This is a genomic window from Streptomyces sp. NPDC126499 (assembly GCF_040302485.1).
GTDB lineage: Bacteria > Actinomycetota > Actinomycetes > Streptomycetales > Streptomycetaceae > Streptomyces.
This window is the reverse complement of sequence record NZ_JBEOUO010000020.1, coordinates 87,081-106,130: the sequence shown is the minus strand read 5'-3', so window position 1 is coordinate 106,130 and position 19,050 is coordinate 87,081. Positions and strand designations below refer to the sequence as shown.

At 73.6% G+C, this 19,050-nt stretch carries 13 protein-coding genes; 3 read left to right on the top strand and 10 right to left on the bottom strand.

Features of this window, described 5'->3' with window-relative positions:
- Window positions 1-286: 286 nt before the first annotated feature.
- Window positions 287-517 (top strand): hypothetical protein, encoded by a 231-nt coding sequence (locus ABTZ91_RS26125; protein ID WP_046910811.1) that lies wholly within the window; start codon window positions 287-289, stop codon window positions 515-517.
- A gap of 132 nt (window positions 518-649) precedes the next feature.
- On the opposite strand, the gene ABTZ91_RS26120 is transcribed toward ABTZ91_RS26125, so the two are convergent.
- The 7 genes from ABTZ91_RS26120 to ABTZ91_RS26090 all read right to left on the bottom strand — a co-directional run bounded on the left by ABTZ91_RS26120 (window position 650) and on the right by ABTZ91_RS26090 (window position 11,935).
- Window positions 650-1,468, bottom strand: a complete 819-nt coding sequence (locus ABTZ91_RS26120; protein WP_352079678.1) for a serine protease — start codon at window positions 1,466-1,468, stop codon at window positions 650-652.
- Window positions 1,469-1,610: 142 nt separating this feature from the next.
- Window positions 1,611-3,158, bottom strand: a complete 1,548-nt coding sequence (locus tag ABTZ91_RS26115; protein WP_352079692.1) for an RNA polymerase sigma factor — start codon at window positions 3,156-3,158, stop codon at window positions 1,611-1,613.
- Window positions 3,159-3,578: 420 nt separating this feature from the next.
- Window positions 3,579-4,463, bottom strand: coding sequence for an FCD domain-containing protein (locus ABTZ91_RS26110; RefSeq protein ID WP_352079677.1), 885 nt, complete (start codon window positions 4,461-4,463; stop codon window positions 3,579-3,581).
- A 160-nt stretch (window positions 4,464-4,623) separates the two neighbouring features.
- Window positions 4,624-6,510, bottom strand: a complete 1,887-nt coding sequence (locus ABTZ91_RS26105; RefSeq protein ID WP_352079676.1) for an ABC transporter ATP-binding protein — start codon at window positions 6,508-6,510, stop codon at window positions 4,624-4,626.
- Window positions 6,511-6,630: 120 nt separating this feature from the next.
- Window positions 6,631-7,401, bottom strand: a complete 771-nt coding sequence (locus ABTZ91_RS26100) for an NUDIX domain-containing protein (RefSeq protein ID WP_352079675.1) — start codon at window positions 7,399-7,401, stop codon at window positions 6,631-6,633.
- 141 nt (window positions 7,402-7,542) lie between these two features.
- Window positions 7,543-9,597 carry a glycogen debranching N-terminal domain-containing protein gene (locus ABTZ91_RS26095; protein WP_352079674.1) on the bottom strand — a complete coding sequence of 685 codons (2,055 nt, stop codon included), beginning with the start codon at window positions 9,595-9,597 and terminating at the stop codon, window positions 7,543-7,545.
- A 760-nt stretch (window positions 9,598-10,357) separates the two neighbouring features.
- Window positions 10,358-11,935, bottom strand: coding sequence for a DUF4192 domain-containing protein (locus ABTZ91_RS26090; protein WP_352079673.1), 1,578 nt, complete (start codon window positions 11,933-11,935; stop codon window positions 10,358-10,360).
- A 133-nt stretch (window positions 11,936-12,068) separates the two neighbouring features.
- On the opposite strand from ABTZ91_RS26090, the gene ABTZ91_RS26085 reads away from it, so the two are divergent.
- Window positions 12,069-14,252 (top strand): RecQ family ATP-dependent DNA helicase, encoded by a 2,184-nt coding sequence (locus ABTZ91_RS26085; RefSeq protein WP_352079672.1) that lies wholly within the window; start codon window positions 12,069-12,071, stop codon window positions 14,250-14,252.
- Between the two features lie 216 nt (window positions 14,253-14,468).
- Window positions 14,469-15,095, top strand: coding sequence for a hypothetical protein (locus ABTZ91_RS26080; protein WP_352079671.1), 627 nt, complete (start codon window positions 14,469-14,471; stop codon window positions 15,093-15,095).
- Between the two features lie 141 nt (window positions 15,096-15,236).
- Here ABTZ91_RS26080 and ABTZ91_RS26075 read toward each other — a convergent pair whose 3' ends face one another.
- The 3 genes from ABTZ91_RS26075 to ABTZ91_RS26065 form a co-directional block, all read right to left on the bottom strand.
- Window positions 15,237-15,863, bottom strand: a complete 627-nt coding sequence (locus ABTZ91_RS26075) for a hypothetical protein (RefSeq protein WP_352079670.1) — start codon at window positions 15,861-15,863, stop codon at window positions 15,237-15,239.
- A gap of 160 nt (window positions 15,864-16,023) precedes the next feature.
- Window positions 16,024-16,734 carry a ribonuclease HII gene (locus ABTZ91_RS26070; RefSeq protein ID WP_352079669.1) on the bottom strand — a complete coding sequence of 237 codons (711 nt, stop codon included), beginning with the start codon at window positions 16,732-16,734 and terminating at the stop codon, window positions 16,024-16,026.
- A 341-nt stretch (window positions 16,735-17,075) separates the two neighbouring features.
- Window positions 17,076-18,902 carry a DUF4173 domain-containing protein gene (locus ABTZ91_RS26065; RefSeq protein ID WP_352079668.1) on the bottom strand — a complete coding sequence of 609 codons (1,827 nt, stop codon included), beginning with the start codon at window positions 18,900-18,902 and terminating at the stop codon, window positions 17,076-17,078.
- Between the last annotated feature and the right edge of the window lie 148 nt (window positions 18,903-19,050).

Below are 19,050 nucleotides of genomic sequence, written 5' to 3'. Positions count from 1 at the left end.
TCGATCCCTCGATGGGGTGACGTGAACATCACGTTCCCTTCCAGGCATGAACCATTTAGGGTTCGGGCACGTCCTGATGAACAACCGGCAACCCGCCGGAGGGACTCAACCACACACAGCAATGCGAAACCCGTAGAGCGAAGCAATACGGCTCATTCGCCGCCAACCGGCAGCAGACAGCCACCTTGGGAAAAAGTTTCGAGGAAAAGCCACGAGCGGGAACGTTTTCGGCCTGGTTGGATGTTGACCCTGGTACGACAGCTCGTCGAGCTAGAGAAGAGGCGACGTGACTACTGTTCTGACCCCCGCGAGCCCCCTGACGGCCGCTGACCGCTGCGACCGCTGCGGCGCCCAGGCGTACCTGCGTGTCGTCCTGACCAGCGGTGGTGACTTGCTCTTCTGCGCCCACCACGGGCGCAAGTTCGAGCCGGAACTCAAGAAGATCGCCGCAGAGATACAGGATGAGACGGACCGGCTCACCGACGTGCCGGCCCGCACCATGGGAGACGAGCACTGACGCCTCGCGTCCACGACGAGCCAGGGGCCGGCTCCTGACGACCGGCCGACGGGCGGTCACCCCCCGCGACATGAGGGGGGTGGCCGCCCGTTCTCATACGGTGACGATGACCGGCCCGAGAGTGACCGGCCCTCAGGAACGCCACGCCTGCAGTTCGGAGACCCGGCTGTAGACCCCGGGGTTCTCCGCCTGCCCGCAGCCGCTCCCCCAGGACACCAGGCCGATCAGCTTCCCCTGCGCTACCAGCGGTCCTCCGCTGTCGCCCTGACAGGCGTCCTTCCCGCCGTTCGGGTCGCCCGCGCACAGCATGGTGTCGCCGCGGTAGGCGGCACCGGGGCCGCTCGGGTAGGCGCGCTCACAGGCCGCGTCGGGCAGCACCTCGACCCGCGCCGAGCGCAGCGACATCGCGTACGTGCCATGGCCGGTCGTGTCGCCCCAGCCGTACACCTGCGCCGGTGTCCCGGGGGCGGTGGCCGGATCGCCGGGCTCGGCCACGGGGATCACGGAGGAGGCCGGCAGGGGCTTCTCCAAGGTGAGCACCGCCAGGTCGCCCGAGTTGGTCGAGGGGTCGTAGTCGGGATGGACCCACGTGTCGGAGATCCGCACCTCCTGGCCGCCCTGTCCGCGCAGTGAGGTGCGTCCGGCGATCACCTTGAAGTCGGCGAGCTGCCACGGCTCCCCGCCCAGGACCTCGCGGCCCAGGCAGTGGGCGGCGGTGAGGACCTTGGTGGGGGCCACGAGGGCCCCTCCGCAGAACTGACCGGCGCGCGTACCCCCGAACCGGTCACGACTGGACAGCGCCACCACCCAGGGCGCCTCGGTGATCCGGGTCGGCTGCCCGCCGACCACGACGCTGTCGGCGGACGCGGGAGCCGCGGCGGTGAGCGGTGCCGCCGCCGCGGCGATGAGGCCCAGGGAACCGGTCAATGCTCGGGCGATGGGACGACGCATGAAGCCTCCTGACTCTCCGGTGATGTCGGTTCACCCAGCGTCGTCCAGACGGACGCTGCGTGCACCCCGCCAACGCCGAAGGGCCCGGTTCCCTCGCGGGGGAACCGGGCCCTTCGTTCGTCGTACGCGTCCTTCGGCGGGATCAGTCCAGGTAGTCGCGCAGGACCTGCGAGCGCGACGGGTGACGCAGCTTCGACATCGTCTTCGACTCGATCTGCCGGATGCGCTCACGCGTCACGCCGTAGACCTTGCCGATCTCGTCGAGGGTCTTGGGCTGACCGTCGGTGAGACCGAAGCGCATGGAGACGACGCCCGCCTCACGCTCGGAGAGCGTGTCGAGGACGGAGTGCAGCTGCTCCTGCAGAAGCGTGAAGCTGACCGCGTCGGCCGGGACGACCGCCTCGGAGTCCTCGATGAGGTCACCGAACTCGCTGTCGCCGTCCTCGCCCAGCGGGGTGTGCAGCGAGATCGGCTCACGGCCGTACTTCTGGACCTCGATGACCTTCTCCGGGGTCATGTCGAGCTCCTTGGCCAGCTCCTCCGGGGTGGGCTCGCGGCCCAGGTCCTGGAGCATCTGGCGCTGCACACGGGCGAGCTTGTTGATGACCTCGACCATGTGCACCGGGATACGGATGGTGCGGGCCTGGTCGGCCATGGCGCGGGTGATCGCCTGGCGGATCCACCAGGTGGCGTACGTGGAGAACTTGTAGCCCTTGGTGTAGTCGAACTTCTCGACGGCGCGGATCAGACCCAGGTTGCCCTCCTGGATCAGGTCCAGGAAGAGCATGCCGCGGCCGGTGTAGCGCTTGGCCAGGGAGACCACCAGTCGGAGGTTGGCCTCTAGGAGGTGGTTCTTGGCGCGGCGGCCGTCCTCGGCGATGATCTCCAGCTCGCGCTTGAGCTTGGGGGCCAGCTTGTCGGAGTTGGCCAGCTTGTCCTCGGCGAACAGACCGGCCTCGATGCGCTTGGCGAGCTCGACCTCCTGCTCGGCGTTGAGCAGCGGGACCTTGCCGATCTGCTTGAGGTAGTCCTTGACCGGGTCCGCGGTGGCACCGGCGACGGCGACCTGCTGGGCCGGCGCGTCGTCCTCGTCCTCGTCGGACAGGACGAAGCCCTTGCTCTCGCCCTCGGCCTCCTCGTCGTCGCCCTTGCCGGGCGCGACGTCGTCGAGCAGCTCCTCACCCTCGAGCAGCTCTTCGTCGTCCTTCTTGGACGTGGTCTTCTTGGCCGCCGTCTTCTTGGCGGTGGCCTTCTTCGCCACCGTCTTCTTGGCGGCGGTCTTCTTGGCGGCGGCCTTCTTGGCCGGGGCTCCGGCCTCGTCGGCCGGGTCCGCGCTCTCGGCCGCCGGGGCCGCGGAGGCGGCCGAGACGGTCTTCGTCACGGTCGTCCTGGCGGTGACGGTCTTGGTGGCGGTGCGCTTGGCCGGGCTCTTCGCTGCGACGCTCTTGCGGGCGCGCTTCGGCGACTCCGCTGCACTGACCATCAGCGTCACACCCTCTTCCTCGAGGATCTGATTGAGGCTGCGCAGAACATTCTTCCACTGGGTTGGCGGAATCTGGTCAGCCTCGAAGGCCCGACGCACGTCATCGCCGGCGATCTGCCCATCAGCCTTTCCCCGCTCGATGAGCGCCATCACAGACTCGGACTCGGCGATCTCCGGCGGGAGCGTACGGGATGTGCTGGCCGACACGAACAACCTCTCGGAACGATGGAAACGGCTTCCGGCCCCGCCCTGGATCGGGCCGGAGCCGACGACCGTCGGCCGGGAATGTGCCGACGGCGCGGGCTGGACCGGGGAACTGCACAGCGCCATGGGCGGCTGCTGTATTCCTTCCTCGGCTGTCACCTCTTAGGTCATCGCGCGGCTTCGAGGAGTGTTACGCCCAATCCGCGTGGCCCGAGTCACACCTCATTTGCGACGATCCGCCATCAAACATACGGAACGCGACACGATCACGTCGTTTCGCGGCGTCCCGGCCCCGCTTCCGCGCGCCCCGGCGCCTGCCGCCAGACCCTGGCGCACCCGGGGACGGATTCCGCCCCCGGGTTCCGCTCGGGACCGGCGGCACGCGATGCGGGCTTCACGGTGCTCCTGCCCACGGCCGGCGGATCAATGCTCGCGGGGTGCCGGCACGACGCGCTCCACCTCGGGGTGGACGGTCAGCAGCTGGCGCATGGCCGTCTCGGCGCCCAGGGCGTCCCCGGCGGCGAGGGCGTCGACGATCCGGGCGTGGTGGGCGAGGCAGTTCTCGCCGGGCCGGTCGCAGCCGGTGGCGGTCGCTCCGGAGACCTGGAGGGCGGCGCCGACGATGCCGGAGAGGTGCTCCAGCATGCGGTTGCCGGCGAGCTGGATGAGCAGGGCGTGGAACTCGGCGTCGGCGCGGGAGAAGGTGATGCCGTCGCCCTGGGTGTAGGCGTGGCCCATGATCTCGACCATGTCGGAGAGCCGCTGCTGGACGTCCTCGCGGCCGTGGCCCGCGGCGAGCCGCGCGGCGAGGGGCTCGATGGTCCAGCGGAGCTCGTTGAGCTCGCGGCGCTGGTCGTCGCGCTGTGGCCCGAAGGCGCGCCATTCGATGATGTCCGGATCGAGCAGGTTCCAGTCGCTGACGGGGCGGACCCGGGTGCCGACGTTGGGGCGCGCGCTGACCAGGCCCTTGGCCTCCAGCACGCGCAGCGACTCGCGGACGACGGTGCGGGAGACCTCGAAGCGCTGGCCGATCTCCTCGGGGACGAGGGGGCGGTCGGCGCCGAGGTCGCCGGAGACGATCATCTGGCCGAGCTGCTGGACGAGCTGTCCGTGCAGTCCGCGGCCGCGGCTGCCGGCGGCCCTGCGGCCGACCCGGCCGAGGTCCTCCGTGGCCTCCCAGGCGGGCGGGCCGACGCGGTCGGCTCCTGGCGTCTCCGCGTAGGGGTAGCGGTCGAGGTCGCCCGGCGCGCCGAGGCCGGACTCGACGGGGCGGGCGGGGGTCATCATCGTGTGCGCAAGGGTACTCACGCATCCTTTGTCGGCGTGGCTCTCACCCCCCTTGAGGTCTTTGGTGAAAAGCACACGAAAGGGTGATCGGCACTCGCTACACAATTGACGATTAATCGGACATAACGCACATCTCTCAAGGGAGTTGCCGCCGATGCGGAAACTCCCGATCGGAAGGCGATCACCAACGAGCTCTGCTGTGACGGCCGGTGAACACATAGGCACAGAGCAGGACCGTCAACGTCAGGGTCAGAGCCACTCCCACGGGCTGCCCCAGCACCCGCAGCGCACCCATCAGCCACCGGTCGGCGGCCGACGACCACTCGAAACCGGCGAACTCGCGCAACCGGCCCGGGAGTCCGGCGACGGAGCGCCGGGGAACGCCGGCGAGCAGCCGCTGGAGCGGCGGGGCGAAGACCACGGGCACGGCCAGGACCGCCGCGACACCGGCCGCCGCGGCCCGGAAGACCCCCGCCCCCAGCACCCCGGCCCAGGCGCAGCCGATCACAAGGCCGCACCAATTCGCGCAAAGTGCGGGCCAGTTGCGCGGTACGGGAATCAACTCGCCGCCGTAGACGAGGCGCAGCGCCTCCAGGTCGGCCACCACCACGAGCACCGCGAGGAGCGCTCCGACGGCGGCCGCGACCGTGAGTTTGGCAAGGAGGAGTCCCAGCCGGCGCGGTACGGCACCGCGCCCGGTGGTGAGCGCCGGATAGCGATACTCCTCCGCGAACGAAAAGGCGCCGAGCAGTCCCGCCCCCAGCGCCGCGGGCGGCAGCGGGGAGATCCCCGGCCATCCCGCCAGGACGGCCGGCAGCGGCGTGCGCCCGCCGCGCGCGAGCAGCACGGCCAGGGCGACGGACACCAGCACCACCCCGGCGACGACGAGCGGCGTGGAGGGGACGCCGAGCAGACGTCGGATCTCGTAGCGCAGCGGACGCAGCGGGGAACGGTACGGGGCCCGGTGCGCCCGGCGCGGGGTCGGCGGGGCGGAGGCGGGAGCCGGGGCGGTGGTGGTGGGGGCGGTGTGGGCGGTCTCGGGGACGGGGGCCGTGGTCGGGGACGGCGTGGCTGGGGAGGATGTGGTTGGGGAGGATGTGGTTGGGGACGGCGTGGTCGTGGAGGGCGGGGCGGTGGTCGGCGGGGCGGGGGCGCCGGGGGGCTGGGGCGTGGGGCGCTGTCCGTCGGCGGACGTGCGGGTGTCACCGGTCTCGTCGGCGAGTCGGTGGAGGAGCACGCCGTTGCGGAAGGCGGTCTCGCCGACGGTGGCGCAGTCGCTGCCGTAGACGGAGAGGCGGTTTCCTCCCTCGGTGACCACCTCGACCGGGCGGCGGGAGGCGCGGGACTCCTGGGTGAGGACGGCGGCCAGCCGGGCGGCGTGCGGGGTGCGGACCGCGACCCGGGGGCGCAGCCTGGTCCGGGCGAACTCGGTGGCGTCCTGGTCGGCGGTGAGCCGGCCGCCGTCGAGGGTGATGACCCGGTCGGCATTGCGCGCGGCGTCCTTGGGGTCGCTGGTGGTGTAGAGGACGGTGCCGCCCTCGTCGGCGTGGGTGCGCAGCAGTTCGTAGAGCCAGGTGCTCTCGCGTACGGAGAGTCCAGCGGCGGGCTCGTCGAGGAGCAGGGCGTGCGGGTCGCCCAACAGGGCGGAGGCGAGGCCCAGTCGGCGGTCCATGCCGAGCGAGAGGGTGCCGATGCGCTGATCGTGGACGCCGGTGAGCCCGACGACCCGCAGCATCTCGTCGGCGCGGGTACCGGGGACTCCGGCGGCGGCGCAGAGCATGCGCAGTTGACTGCGCAGGGTGCGGGAGGGGTGGCCGGGGACGTCACCGAGCAGGACGCCGACCTCCCGGGCGGGGTTGGCGACGCGGTGCAGCGGGCGGCCCCGGAAGTAGGTGACGCCTCGCCCCGGTTCGAGCTGCAGCATGAGCCGCAGGGCGGTGGTCTTGCCGGCGCCGGCCGGCCCGAGCAGCGCGGTGACGGTGCCCGGCCGGGCCTCGAAGGTGAGATCGTCCACGGCGGGCGGAAGGTCCCGGCGGGGGGTGCTGGTGAGTCCGATGGCCTGGAGCATCGCTTCTCTCGCGGGTAGGTGAGACCGCTCCGCGGCAGGGCGGCTGTCCCAGCAAGATAACGTCCCATTTCGGACTTTTGGCGCAGGATTGACGGTTCGGGGCGGGCGGCCGGCCGCCGCTCAGACCTCCGGGCGGAGCATGGGCGGGTTCAGCAGCGTGGCCCCACCGGCCCGGAACAGCTGGGCGGGGCGGCCGCCCTGACGCGTCGTGGTCCCGCCCGCCGGAACGAGGAAGCCGGGCGTGCCGGTCACCTTGCGATGGAAGTTGCGCGGATCGAGCGCCACTCCCCACACCGCCTCGTAGACCCTCCGGAGCTCGCCGACCGTGAACTCCGGAGGGCAGAAGGCGGTGGCCAGCGAGGAGTACTCGATCTTGGAGCGGGCGCGCTCCACCCCGTCGGACAGGATCCGGGCGTGGTCGAAGGCGAGCGGCACCGGCGGCTCGCCGTCCGGCTCCCCCGCTCCGTCCTGCCCGAGGAGCTCCTCGACGGGTGCCCAGCGCGCGCTGTTGGCGTCGCCGCCCGCCCGCGGCGCCGGCAGGTCCGGCGCGAGCGCCAGGTGCGCCACGCTCACCACCCGCATCCGCGGGTCCCGGTCCGGCGCTCCGTAGGTCGCCAGCTGCTCCAGATGCGCACCGTTGCCGGGTACGGGCGGCGGGGCCCCCGGATCGTGGACACAGAGACCGGTCTCCTCGACCAGCTCGCGCGCGGCGGCGGCGTCGAGGTCCTCGTCGGCCCGGACGAACCCGCCCGGCAGGGCCCAGCGTCCCTGGAAGGGAGCCTCCCCCCGTTTCACGACCAAGGCGCACAGGGCATGGCGCCGCACGGTGAGCACGACCAGATCGACGGTGACGGCGAAGGGCGGAAAGGCCGACGGGTCGTAGGGAGGCATGCCCGTGATCATAGTCGTCTTCCTGACGATAAACACGCCCGTGGAGAGGATCCGCCGCCACTTCTTCTCCGTCCAGCCCCTGTCCGTCCTCCAGTTCTTTCCGCTCCGCCCGTCGAGCGCCGTCAGAACATCTGTGGCGGGTCACACCCCCAGCTGGAGGCCGGGTGCCGCCTCCTCGACCATGCCGAGCCCCAGCCGTCCGACGCGGCCCGCGAACGGCTCCCCGGCCACCCGGAGACCCGACAGCCGCACCTCTCCGAGCGGGGCCGAGCGCAGCGGGTGCAGGGCGACCGTGCGCCCGGGGACGTCGGGGCGGACGCCGAGGACCGCGGTCAGCAGCTGCACGCCGGCCGCGGCGGCCACCGCGGCGGGCCGGCAGGCCGCCGGGTGCGGCACCGGGAACGCGCCGGCCGTCCGCCGCTCCCCCGCGTACATCTCGGGGAGCCGGTGGTCGAAGGCCTCGGCGGCGTCCAGAACGCCACGCAGCAGTGAGGCCGCCTCGTCCTCGTGTCCGGCCGCCGCGAGCCCGGCGACGGCGACCGCCGTCTCGTGCACCCGGACCGCTCCCGAGCGGTGCCCGAACGGGTTGTAGCCGGGCTCCTTCTCCCCGAGTCCGCGCAGGCCCCAGCCCGAGTCGAGCGCCGGGGCGGCGAACAGCCGGGCCAGCCGCTCGGTCTGCCCCTTGTCGAGCAGTCCGGGTGCCTGCCGACCGGCGGCGGTGAGCCCCGTGTCGAGGAGGTGCGCGGCCCAGCCGCCGAGGTGCGGCAGCGGACGGCCGTCGGGTGTGCGGGCGAGGACGGGCCGACCGCCGGACGGGTCGTCGAGCCAGAACCGCCTGCGGAACCGCTCGCGCAGCGCCCGCGCCCATTCCCGCCACGCGTCCCCGCCGGGTCTCCCGCAGGCGTCGAGCAGGTCGGCGCCGAGCACGGCCGCGCGGTGCGCGTGGGCCTGGGTCTCGGCCCGTGCCGGCCCGGCGGGCCACGGATCCGGCACGAAGCCGTCGGCGTCGACGGCCCCACGCAGCCAGTCGAGGCACCGTTCGGCGACGGGGAGCAGCTCCGCCAGGTCCTGCTCGGTGAGTCCCCAGCGGCGGGCCTCGGCGAGGACGACGGGGAAGGCGAGGGTGGCTTCGACGCCGGTGCAGCGGGGCGGCAGCAGGGGGCCTGCGTCCCTGAGCGGACCGGGGATGAGGCCCGACTCCGGTCCGCTGCCGTCGCGTTGGGTACGACCGAGGGCGCGGAGCGTGGTGACGGCGAGCCGGGTGCCGAGCGGCAGGGCCATGCGGGCGGCCCAGAGCGCTTCCGCGGTGACGGGGCCGCAGCGCCAGGGCACTCCGGCCGCGAGGTGCACGTCGGCGGGGTGAGCGGGGTCGCGCTGGAGCAGTGCGCGCAGGTCGTCGACGGAGGAGCGCAGCAGCGGACCGAGGCGCGGGTCGTCCCCTTCGGCGACGGCGTCGGCGAGAACGTGGCCGCCCGGCCGGCCGGTGCCGGGGTTCTGCCGGCGGCGGGAGTGCTCGCTCCTGATCCGGAGGGTGAGGACGCAGCGGTCGCCGGGGGCCAGCTCGGCCTCCCAGCGGAGGAGCCCGGCCGCCGCCAGCGCGTCGCTGGGCGGCGGGTCCGCCGCGATCGTGACGGCGGTGCCGTCCTCATGGGCCCAGCGGAGCCCGGTGCCGTGGACGCTCGCGGCCAGCTCGGGCCCCGGCCGCCCACCCGCCACCGCGCCCAGGTCCGCGAGATCCGTGCCCAGAGCGAGCTCCACGGGAACCCGAAGAGACCGGAGCGCGGAACTGCGCAGGGTGATCCGTTCCGTCCCGTCGGCCTCACGGCTGCGCTCGACGCGGAGGCCGGGGTCCGGGCCGGTGTCGCCGGGCGCGCGCAGGACAGCCACGAAGTCGGCACGGTCCGCGGCGGCCCGCCGGCCGTGGAGGGAGACGGGTTCACGCCCGGCCACGCGCAGGACGCAGCGGGAGAGGAGGCGGCGTCCGCCGAGGAAGACCCCTTCGAGTCCGGTGCCGGTGAGCTGTCCGTGGCGAGGGCTGATGGTGAGGGCCGGGAGCGCGACGCAGACGAGGGTGTCGTGCAGGGCGGGCAGATCGCCGGAGCGGACTGCCCCGGCTCCCGTTCCCGGTGACGGAGCTCCGGGGTGGGAGGGGTGACCGGTGGAGGGTCCGGGGGCCTGGGCGGGGCTGGGGGCCATGACAGGTGTGCGGCGCTCTCTGTGCGGTCCGGACGGCGCGGCCGGGCCCCGTGGCGTCCACGGTGGACGCCGCTCGGGTGGTCCGGGGTTCCGGCCATGGGGCGGTACCGCTCCTGCGCGACCGCCACAGAGGTGAACGCCGCCGCGGGCCACCGGGTCACGGCCCGACTCGCCCTCGACCGGAAGACGCCCCGCGGCCGGGTGATGAGCCGTAGGCCCGGCTGGAGGACGCCCCGGCCCCGTGCGGCAGGCCGCGTGCCCAACCGGAGGACCTCCCGGACCTCCCCTGCGAGCCGCGTGCCCAACCGGACGACCCCCCGGACCTCCCCTGCGAGCCGCGTGCCCCGAGGGACGACGCCCCGGCCCCGTGCGGCGAACCGCGTGCCCGGCCGGAGGACATCCCGGACCCCGATGCCGAACCGTGCGCACAGCCGGAAGACACCCGGCGGTCCGGCTGCGAACCGCGCCCATGACCGGAAAGCGGCTCGCCTCCTTGCGGCGGGTCGCCCGCTCGGCCGGAAGACACCCCGCGGTCCGGCGCCGAGCCGCATGACCGGCCGAGAGACACCCCGATCCCCTGCCCCAAGGGCCGTGCCCGACCGGAAGACACCCCGGCCCCCTGCCGCAAGCCCCGTGCCCGACCGGAAGACACCCCGGCCCCCTGCCGCAAGCCCCGTGCCCGACCGGAAGACACCCCGCGGTCCGGCGGCGACCCGTGTGCCCGGAAGGGGGACCGCGCCCCTCGTGGCCCGCGCGCGGCTCATTCGCCGCTCCTGGCCCCGCGCCGTCCGGTCCGTCGCACCACCGCGGTCCTCGGCGGCCTCGGCTGGGCGTCGCGGCGGCGGGCCGCCGAGGGGGCACGCGCCGGGCCTCGGCCTGCGCCAGCGGCGCGGAGTCCCGCCTGCCGGGCGGTTCGCCGCGCGACCTGGCGGGCCTGCTGCCGCTGTCGGTTCCCAGCCGGCACCGGGGCGGTGCCATGACCGTCGGCCTGGGTGGCCGCCGCCCGCACCGGTCCCGGCCCGGACGGCGCGTACCGGGGCTGGCCCTCCACCTCGGCGCTGGTGCCGTCCGGCTCCCAGCTCTCCCCCGTGATGGCCGGCCTCCCTTCGGACGCGGCGGCGAGACGCGCGTCCCGCTCCTTGCGCAGGCAGTCGCGCAGCGACTCGGGGTCCAGTCCCTCGTTGCACGCCTGATGGAGCAGCCGCGCGAAGAGGTACTCGGGGTCGGCCTCCAGGGCGAGGCCGAGGGCCACCCGCGCGGAGGGTTCGTCACCGGTGGACCAGGCGACCCAGCCGGCCAGGGTCAGGGGTGCGGCCGCGTACTCCTGGTAGGGGGCGACGCAGCGCCGGGACAGGGCGCGCCAGAGCCGCAGCGCGGGGGCCGCCTCCGGGCCTTCCATCCATTCGGCGGCCTGGTCACGGGTGTCGCGGTCCTGCAGTCCGAGGATCACGATGGCGGCCTCGTCGGGTGTGAGGAGCGCGTCGTCGCGGGCGTCGGCGCTCGCCGTCCCCGCCGCCGCCCCGTTCACGAGGCCGGCGAGTCCGGGGGGAACGACGCTGCGACCGGTGGGGGTGCCTGCCACCGGGGCCTCGGGCGGTGCGGCGAACCGTGCGATGAGCCGGCGGACCAGGGCGAGGGTGGTGTCGCGCGTCTCCTGGCGCCCCACACCTCCCGGCGCACCGGCCAGGATCCTGGGCACGATGACCGCGGCGGCGTCGTTCAGGGCCGCGCGCTGCGCCGCGTCGCCTTCGGAGCCCCATGGCTTCAGCCGTGCCTCCATGTCCTTCAGGCTGCCGCGCACCTGGATCCCCGCGTAGGCGGCGGACGCCGCCATCACCGACGTACCGGAGAGGGCGAGGGGCGTGCCGTCGGGCGGGCAGCAGCGCGCGTCGGGGCAGCAGTAGGAGAAGTACAGGCCGTCGGAGATGCAGAGGGCTTCGAGGACGGGGGCGTCGAGCGCGCCGCAGGCGGTGCGCAGACGCTGGGCGAAAGGACGCAGCCGCTCCATCACCCGCTGCCCGGTCTCGCCCGGTGCGGGGTCCTGGCAGAGGAAGACGACGATGGCGTCGGGGCGGTCGCCGCGGCGGGTGGAGCCTTCGACGAGGCATTCGGCGAGGTGGTCCGCGGTCGCGGACCACTCGGCCGGCGACCTTGGGATGCCGACCCTGACCCGGCCGCCGAAACGTCCGCGCTCGCCGTGGAGGGCGACGAGGACGACGGAGTCGCTGGGGTGGAAGCCGAGCATGAACGGCAGCGCGTCGGCCAGCTCCGCCGGGCCGCGCAGGGTGATCTGCTGGGTCGAGGACGCGCCGTGGAATTCGTGGTGGTTCGAGTTCATGGCACGACGGTCCCGCGATCACGGTCGGTAGCGAAACCCCTGTGGATAACTCCCCCTCCGACCGCTCCGCCAGTTTTCCACAGGCTCGGCCGCTCGTTCGCGCTTTGTCGGACCGATCAGGTTGCATGGGGGCATGACCAATGCAGACCGCCCCGAGGACCGTGCCGCCCTGCGCGCGGCCGCCGACGCCGTGCTCGCCCGTCTCGTCTCGGACCCGACGGGGACGGCGAGACTCCGCGAGGACCAGTGGCGCGCCATCGAGGCGCTGGTCGCGGACAGACGCCGGGCGCTGGTCGTGCAGCGCACCGGCTGGGGCAAGTCGGCGGTGTACTTCGTCGCGACCTCGCTGCTGCGCGAGCGCGGCGCCGGGCCGACCGTGATCGTCTCGCCTCTGCTCGCGCTGATGCGCAACCAGGTGGAGGCGGCCGCCCGCGCGGGCATCCGCGCCCGCACGATCAACTCGTCGAACACCGAGGAGTGGGACACCGTCCAGGAGGAGGTGGCGGCCGGTGAGGTCGACGTGCTGCTCGTGAGCCCCGAGCGGCTCAACAACCCCGACTTCCGTGACCAGGTGCTGCCACGCCTTGCCGCTGCCACGGGCCTGCTCGTCGTGGACGAGGCGCACTGCATCTCGGACTGGGGGCACGACTTCCGGCCCGACTACCGGCGGCTGCGGACGATGCTGGCGGAGCTGCCGGGCGGGGTGCCGGTGCTGGCGACGACGGCGACGGCCAACGCCCGGGTGACCGCGGACGTCGCGGAGCAGCTGGGGACGGGCGGGGACACGGACGCGCTGGTGCTGCGCGGCCCGCTGGACCGCGAGAGCCTGAGCCTCGGCGTGGTCCGGCTGCCGGACGCTGCGCACCGGCTGGCCTGGCTGGCCGACCACCTCGACGAGCTGCCCGGCTCGGGGATCATCTACACGCTGACGGTCGCCGCGGCCGAGGAGGTGACGGCCCATCTGCGCCAGTGCGGGCACACGGTCGCCTCGTACACGGGGCGGACGGAGAACGCCGACCGGCAGCAGGCGGAGGACGACCTGCTGGCCAACCGGGTCAAGGCACTCGTGGCCACCTCGGCGCTCGGCATGGGCTTCGACAAGCCGGACCTGGGCTTCGTGGTCCATCTGGGTTCGCCCTCCTCCCCCATCGCCTACTACCAGCAGGTGGGCCGTGCCGGGCGCGGTGTGGAGCACGCGGAGGTGCTGCTGCTGCCGGGTAAGGAGGACGAGGCCATCTGGCAGTACTTCGCCTCGGTGGCCTTCCCTCCGGAGGAGCAGGTGCGCCGCACCCTCGACGTGCTGGCGCAGGCCGGTCGCCCGCTGTCCCTGCCCGCCCTGGAGCCGCTGGTCGAGCTGCGCAGGACGCGACTGGAGACGATGCTGAAGGTGCTCGACGTGGACGGTGCGGTGCACCGGGTGAAGGGCGGCTGGACGAGCACGGGCCGTCCGTGGGTCTACGACACGGAGCGATACGCGTGGGTGGCCCGGCAGCGGGCGGCCGAACAGCAGGCCATGCGGGAGTACGCGGCGACGTCCGGCTGCCGGATGGAGTTCCTGCGCCGGCAGCTGGACGACGAGGCCGCGGCTCCGTGCGGTCGCTGCGACAACTGTGCGGGGGTCAGATTCGACGCCAAGGTCTCCGAGGCGGCGCTCGACATGGCCCGGGGCGAGCTGGGCCGGGCGGGCGTGGAGGTGGAGCCGCGCAAGATGTGGCCGACCGGTCTCGCTGCCGTGGGCGTGGATCTGAAGGGTCGTATCCCGGTGGGCGAGCAGTCGTACACGGGCCGGGCGCTGGGCCGGCTCTCGGACATCGGCTGGGGCAACCGGCTGCGTCCGATGCTGGCCGACTCCGCGCCGGACGGGGAGGTTCCGGACGACGTGGTGCAGGCGGTCGTGAGGGTGCTCGCCGACTGGGCGAAGGGGCCGGGCGGTTGGGCTTCGGGGGCTGCGGACGCCCCGCCCCGCCCGGCCGGCGTGGTGACGGTCGCCTCGCACCGCAAGCCGCAGCTCGTGGGCTCGCTCGGCCACCGGATCGCCGAGATCGGGCGGATGCCACTGCTCGGTTCGGTGGAGTACGCGCCGGAGGCGGAGGACCTGCGGATCTCCCGGACGAACAGCGCACAGCGCGTGGTCGGGCTGCAGCGCGCGCTGGTGGTGCCGCCCGATCTCGCGGAGCGGCTGGCGTCGGCGGGCGGTCCGGTGCTGCTCGTGGACGATCTCGCCGACAGTGGCTGGACGTTGGCGGTGGCGGCGAGGCTGCTGCGACGGGCGGGAGCGGAGGGAGTGTTCCCGCTGGTCCTCGCCGTCCAGGCGTAGAACGGGGCGTGAACAATAGGTAACTGGGCAGGGATATGGGAGGCATACCGGTTCATTCCAGTCAGCTGCCTCAATTGCTCGTTGCCGCCCGCGCACGGGCCAGGAAGAATTGGGAATCCGCCCCGCACGGCCCGTACGTGGACCGGTTGGACCATGCCGTGGTGCGCCCTCACCCGACCCTGCCCGCGGAGCGGGCGCGTATCCGAAGGGAGGATCGTGACCCTCGGATTCGCTCCGTCCTCAGCCGCTCGGGGCAACTCGTCGTCCGGGTCGGCCAGCCGCCTCGCTCGGATGCTGGAACCGGCCGAATGGGCCGCGGCGGGGATCCCGCTGCTGCGCAATCCCCGGGATGTCGTCAGCGGTCTGCACTCCCGTCACCGGCCGACGCCGTCGACGGCGGTGATCGCCGTGCTCGACCACGAGGAACGGCTCGCGGCCAGCGCGTCCTTCGCCCACAGGCCGACTCCGGCGGACGGCTGGGAGTTCCGCAACGCGCTCCTCGCCCATCTGCGCCGGGTCATCCCGCATGACCTGCGGCGCCGTTCGCCGGTGCGCACGGCCGTGCTGCTCTACTGCCGCGAGGGCGACGAGCGTTGGACCGAGGAGGACGGCGCGTGGATGTGGGGCCTGCGGGACGCCTGCACGCTGCACGGGCTGCGCTGCGGTGCGTACATCACCCTGACCGCCGGCGGCTGGCAGGTGCTCGGCGAGGGCCGGGGCGGACGCAGGCCGAGCTCCGACTCGCGCCCCACCCCCCTGGGTGAGGACTCCCACTCCGACCGGCTGGCACCGCGGATCGCGAGCGGTGCGCCCGAGCCGCTGCGCCGGGCCGCCGCCCGCTGAGCGGACGGCCTCCAGCGCCTCACGTACCGCCCCCGGACACACCGGCTCCGGTCGGCGTTCCACCGCCCCGATGCAAAAGGACGGCGCGGGGAAAGGGTGTCCGCCCGGCCGCCGGGCGGCGGCCGGGACGTGGACGGGCGGTCAGACGCCTGCGCCGAGCGCGGCGTTGACCCGCTGCGGGTCGCCGCAGACGATCAGCAGGGCGGTCGCCCGCCGCATCGCCTCGGGCAGCCGGCGCGCGAGGTCCTCGTCGGAGCCGCCGTTGACGGCGACGACCACGACGGGCCGGGCCGCGGCCCGGGACACGGCGGCGGCGTCCGCGAAGAACACGTCCTCGCGGGCGTCCTGCTGCGCCCAGTAGGCGGCCTCGCCGAAGGACAGCTCGTGCGCCGCCCACGGGTGCTGCTCGCCGGTGGTGAGCACCAGGACGTCGCCGGGGGCACGACCGGACTCCAGGAGCAGGTCGACGGCCTCCTCGGCGGCGTCGACGGCACCGTCGGCGGGGGCGGGGATCAACTGGACCTGCGGCCCGGAGCGTTCGTCGGAACGATTCTCCGTGGCGGCGGGCGCCGTTGCGGCAGTGGGCGGGCGCGGAACCGGCGGTGCGGGCCTGGCCGGACCGGGACCCGGACGCCCGGGACGCGGAGAGGCCGCGGAACGCGGGCCGGGTACGGGTCGAGGGGTCGGCGTGGGGCGGCCTGCGGGCGCGGTCACGCGGGGACCCTGGGCACTCTCGTGAATCTGAGGCTCCTCGGGGATGAGAGGCATGGGTGGATGTCTATCAAACGCCGTCGCGCGGGGCTCCGGCGGGTGGGCGCACTGGTGCGCCCCGGCTGCTGAGACGGCTCTGCCGGAGGGTTCCCCCAAGGGCCCCGCCGGAGCATCCAGAAACCAGATTCAGAAGCCGGAAGTCGGTAGTCGGAAGTGGTCAGAAGTCGAAGCCGAGTTGGCCCCCGCTTTCCAGTGCGGCCGCCTCGGCGGAGATCCGGACCTTCTTGAGATGCCGCCAGCGGGGCATCGCATCGAGATACGACCAGGAGAGCCGGTGGTACGGACTGGGCCCCAGCTCTTGCAGTGCCGCCTTGTGGACCGGCGACGGATAGCCCGCGTTGGCCGCGAAGGCATAGGCGGCGCAGTCCTCCGCCTCGGCCTCCAGCTCCGCCATCAGCGCGTCGCGGCGGACCTTGGCGATCACGGAGGCGGCGGCGACGGCGACGCAGGACTGGTCGCCCTTGATCACCGTACGGACCTGCCAGGGGTTGCCCAGGTAGTCGTGCTTGCCGTCGAGGATCACGGCGTCGGGGCGGACGGGAAGGCCCTCCAGCGCGCGGATCGCGGCCAGCCGGAGCGCCGCGGTCATCCCCAGTTCGTCGATCTCGGCGGGCGAGGCGTCGCCCAGCGCGTACGCCGTGACCCACCCCTCGAGCTCCACGGCGAGCGCGGTGCGGCGTTTCGGGGTGATCAGCTTGGAGTCGGTGAGCCCTGGGGGCGGGCGGCGCAGGCCGGTGACGGCGGCGCACACCGTGACAGGACCGGCCCAAGCCCCGCGTCCGACCTCGTCGACCCCGGCAACGATCTTGGCGCCGGTGGTGGCCCGGATCGATCGCTCGACGGTGTGGGTGGGTGGTTCGTACGGCATGGCGCCTGACAGGTTACGCCGATGGATACCTCCCTTGGTACCCGGATTCCATGTGGTGGTCCACCCATGGCCGAAACCGGACCGCTCCGGCATCGGAAAACCGGCATCGGGGACACGGCGGCGGCACCATGACCGGGCCGCTCATCCCGGTGATCTGGGCGGCTTCTCTTCGCTGCCGCACACCCCGGTGCGGTGCATCGTCATCGCCGGATTCACCTCACGGAGGGCGCCGACCCCTCACGCGGCATCTCGTGGTCGCGTTCGTGAACGCCCTCCGCCGCGCGACGCCACAGGCGGGTTCTCCCCTCCGTACGGTCGGAAGGGAGAACCCGCCTGTGGCTTCAGGGTGCGTACGGGTCGGCGTCGCCGGAGTAGGGGTCGGCGTCCGGGTCGTACTGCTCCTCACGGGTGGGGTCGCCGCACGAGCCCGTACGGCTCGCCTCGCGCTCGGCCAGGATCTCCCGGGCCCGGGCCTCCGCCAGGCTGGTCTCGTACCAGGCCTCGTCGCTGTCCTCGCGGAGTCGGTCGGCGATGTCCCGCAGGGCGCAGGAGCGCAGGGGTTCGGGCAGCCGGTCGAGGGCGGGCACGGCATCCGCCGAGAGGCCCTCCAGGTAGTACACGTCGATCTTGCCGAGCCGTTCGTGGCGTTCGACGTTCTGCTGGGCGATGACGGCGTCCGGCTGGATCAGTCCGAAGGCGAGGACGAAGCCGGCGGCGCTCGCCGCCAGGGCGCGGGGCAGCAGACGGGCGCCCCAGATCCCGGCCGCCATGATCAGCAGGATCACCACGCCGAGCCAGAGCTCCATGGTGAGGACGGAGATCCGGAGCCGGGTGAGGCCGTACGCGTCGACGTACAGGTCCATCCTGCGCAGGGCGGAGGCGACCACGACGAGGGTGAGGACGCACAGGGTGCCGAGCACGGCCCGGACCAGACGCCGGTCGCCGGCGTCGGCGCGGGGCGCCCACCGCAGCGCCAGGCCGATCACGCCCAGGGTGAGCAGGGTCGCCATGAGGAGCTGCCAGAATCCCTGGCGCGCGTACTCGGCGTAGGTGAGGCCGGTCTCGCTGAGGACCTTGTCGTAGCCGCCGAACAGCACGGTGAGCTGGACCGCGTTGAAGGCCGCGAAGAGCAGGTTCAGGACGACCAGGGGGAGCGCCCATTCGAACCGGCCGCGGGCCCGGCCGGGGCTGAAGGACAGGCGGTCCCAGCGCAGCGGGGCCGCCGCGGTGCGGGCGACGGCGAGGGCACCGAACAGTCCGAGCAGGAAGAGCAGCAGCCGCCAGGGCGCCTGGTCGAGCGAGATGTCCGGGATGAGGGAACCGAGCAGGTCGGCGAAGGCGGCGTCGGCCCCGGCGAACAGCGCGCCGAAGACGACCAGCAGGCCGATCGCGATCAGGCCGGTGCGCAGGAGCGGCCCCCAGCGCCCCTGGGAGCCGCCCGCACGCTCGCGTACGCCCCGCCAGCCCCACATCATGCCGGTGCCGACGGAGTCGAAGAGGCCGATCGGACTGAACAGCATGCTGGGCCAGCCCCGACCGCCGTGCAGGGCGAAGCCGGTGAGGCCGAGGGCGCTGACGACGGCGAGGAAGGTCGGCCAGCTCGCGTCGCTCAGCGCGGGCACGAGGAGCAGCGCGGCGGCGCCGAGCGCCCAGACCAGGGTCCAGGGCCGCAGTCGGCGGCCGGCCGCACGGGCGGCGAAGGCGCCGGCGAGGGTGGCGGGCACCGCCACGAGCAGCAGGTTCACCCCGGCACCCGCGCCGAGCAGCAGGGCGGCGCACAGGGCGGTGGCGAGGACGGCCCACAGGGTGGCGGTGGTCGGCTTGGCCGGTGCGGCGGGCCTCAGTCGGCTGGGCGCCGGCTTCCTCGGGGGACCCCAGGCCTGGTAGGCCGGGTGGGTTCCCGGCCCGTACGGCCGGCCCGGCCCATACGCCCCTGGCGGCGGCCCGCCAGGTGCGGCGGACCCACCAGGTGCACTCGGGCCGCCGGGTGCGGGCGGGCCACTGGGCGCTACGGCACTCGTGGCGGCCGCGGCGGCAGGCGGGGCGTCGGCGGGCCTCCCCGGCTCCGGCGTTTTCGCCTGCGCCGTCGGTGCGGCGTCCTTGGGTGAGGCACCGCCCTTCGGCGGCGGGTTGTCCTTCGATGGCTCTGCGGACGGTGTATCGGTCACGGGACCCCCTCCCGGCCCGGTCCCCGCGGCCGTGCGGCCGGAAAGGCGGTCCCGGGTGTCTCTTCGGCGCGCTGTTGTCATGATCAGCGCTGCGGAGTGGCCGACTCTAACCGCGCCACGCCCTGCCGAACCGCCTCGGACGCGGATG

What these genes read in the sequence shown, in the direction of transcription:
- ABTZ91_RS26070 (WP_352079669.1), bottom strand. Translation starts at nt 16,734, where the DNA reads ATGCCGTACGAACCACCCACCCACACCGTCGAGCGATCGATCCGGGCC.
- ABTZ91_RS26100 (WP_352079675.1), bottom strand. Translation starts at nt 7,401, where the DNA reads ATGCCTCCCTACGACCCGTCGGCCTTTCCGCCCTTCGCCGTCACCGTC.
- ABTZ91_RS26090 (WP_352079673.1), bottom strand. Translation starts at nt 11,935, where the DNA reads ATGAACTCGAACCACCACGAATTCCACGGCGCGTCCTCGACCCAGCAG.
- ABTZ91_RS26075 (WP_352079670.1), bottom strand. Translation starts at nt 15,863, where the DNA reads ATGCCTCTCATCCCCGAGGAGCCTCAGATTCACGAGAGTGCCCAGGGT.
- ABTZ91_RS26120 (WP_352079678.1), bottom strand. Translation starts at nt 1,468, where the DNA reads ATGCGTCGTCCCATCGCCCGAGCATTGACCGGTTCCCTGGGCCTCATC.
- ABTZ91_RS26105 (WP_352079676.1), bottom strand. Translation starts at nt 6,510, where the DNA reads ATGCTCCAGGCCATCGGACTCACCAGCACCCCCCGCCGGGACCTTCCG.
- ABTZ91_RS26085 (WP_352079672.1), top strand. Translation starts at nt 12,069, where the DNA reads ATGACCAATGCAGACCGCCCCGAGGACCGTGCCGCCCTGCGCGCGGCC.
- ABTZ91_RS26095 (WP_352079674.1), bottom strand. Translation starts at nt 9,597, where the DNA reads ATGGCCCCCAGCCCCGCCCAGGCCCCCGGACCCTCCACCGGTCACCCC.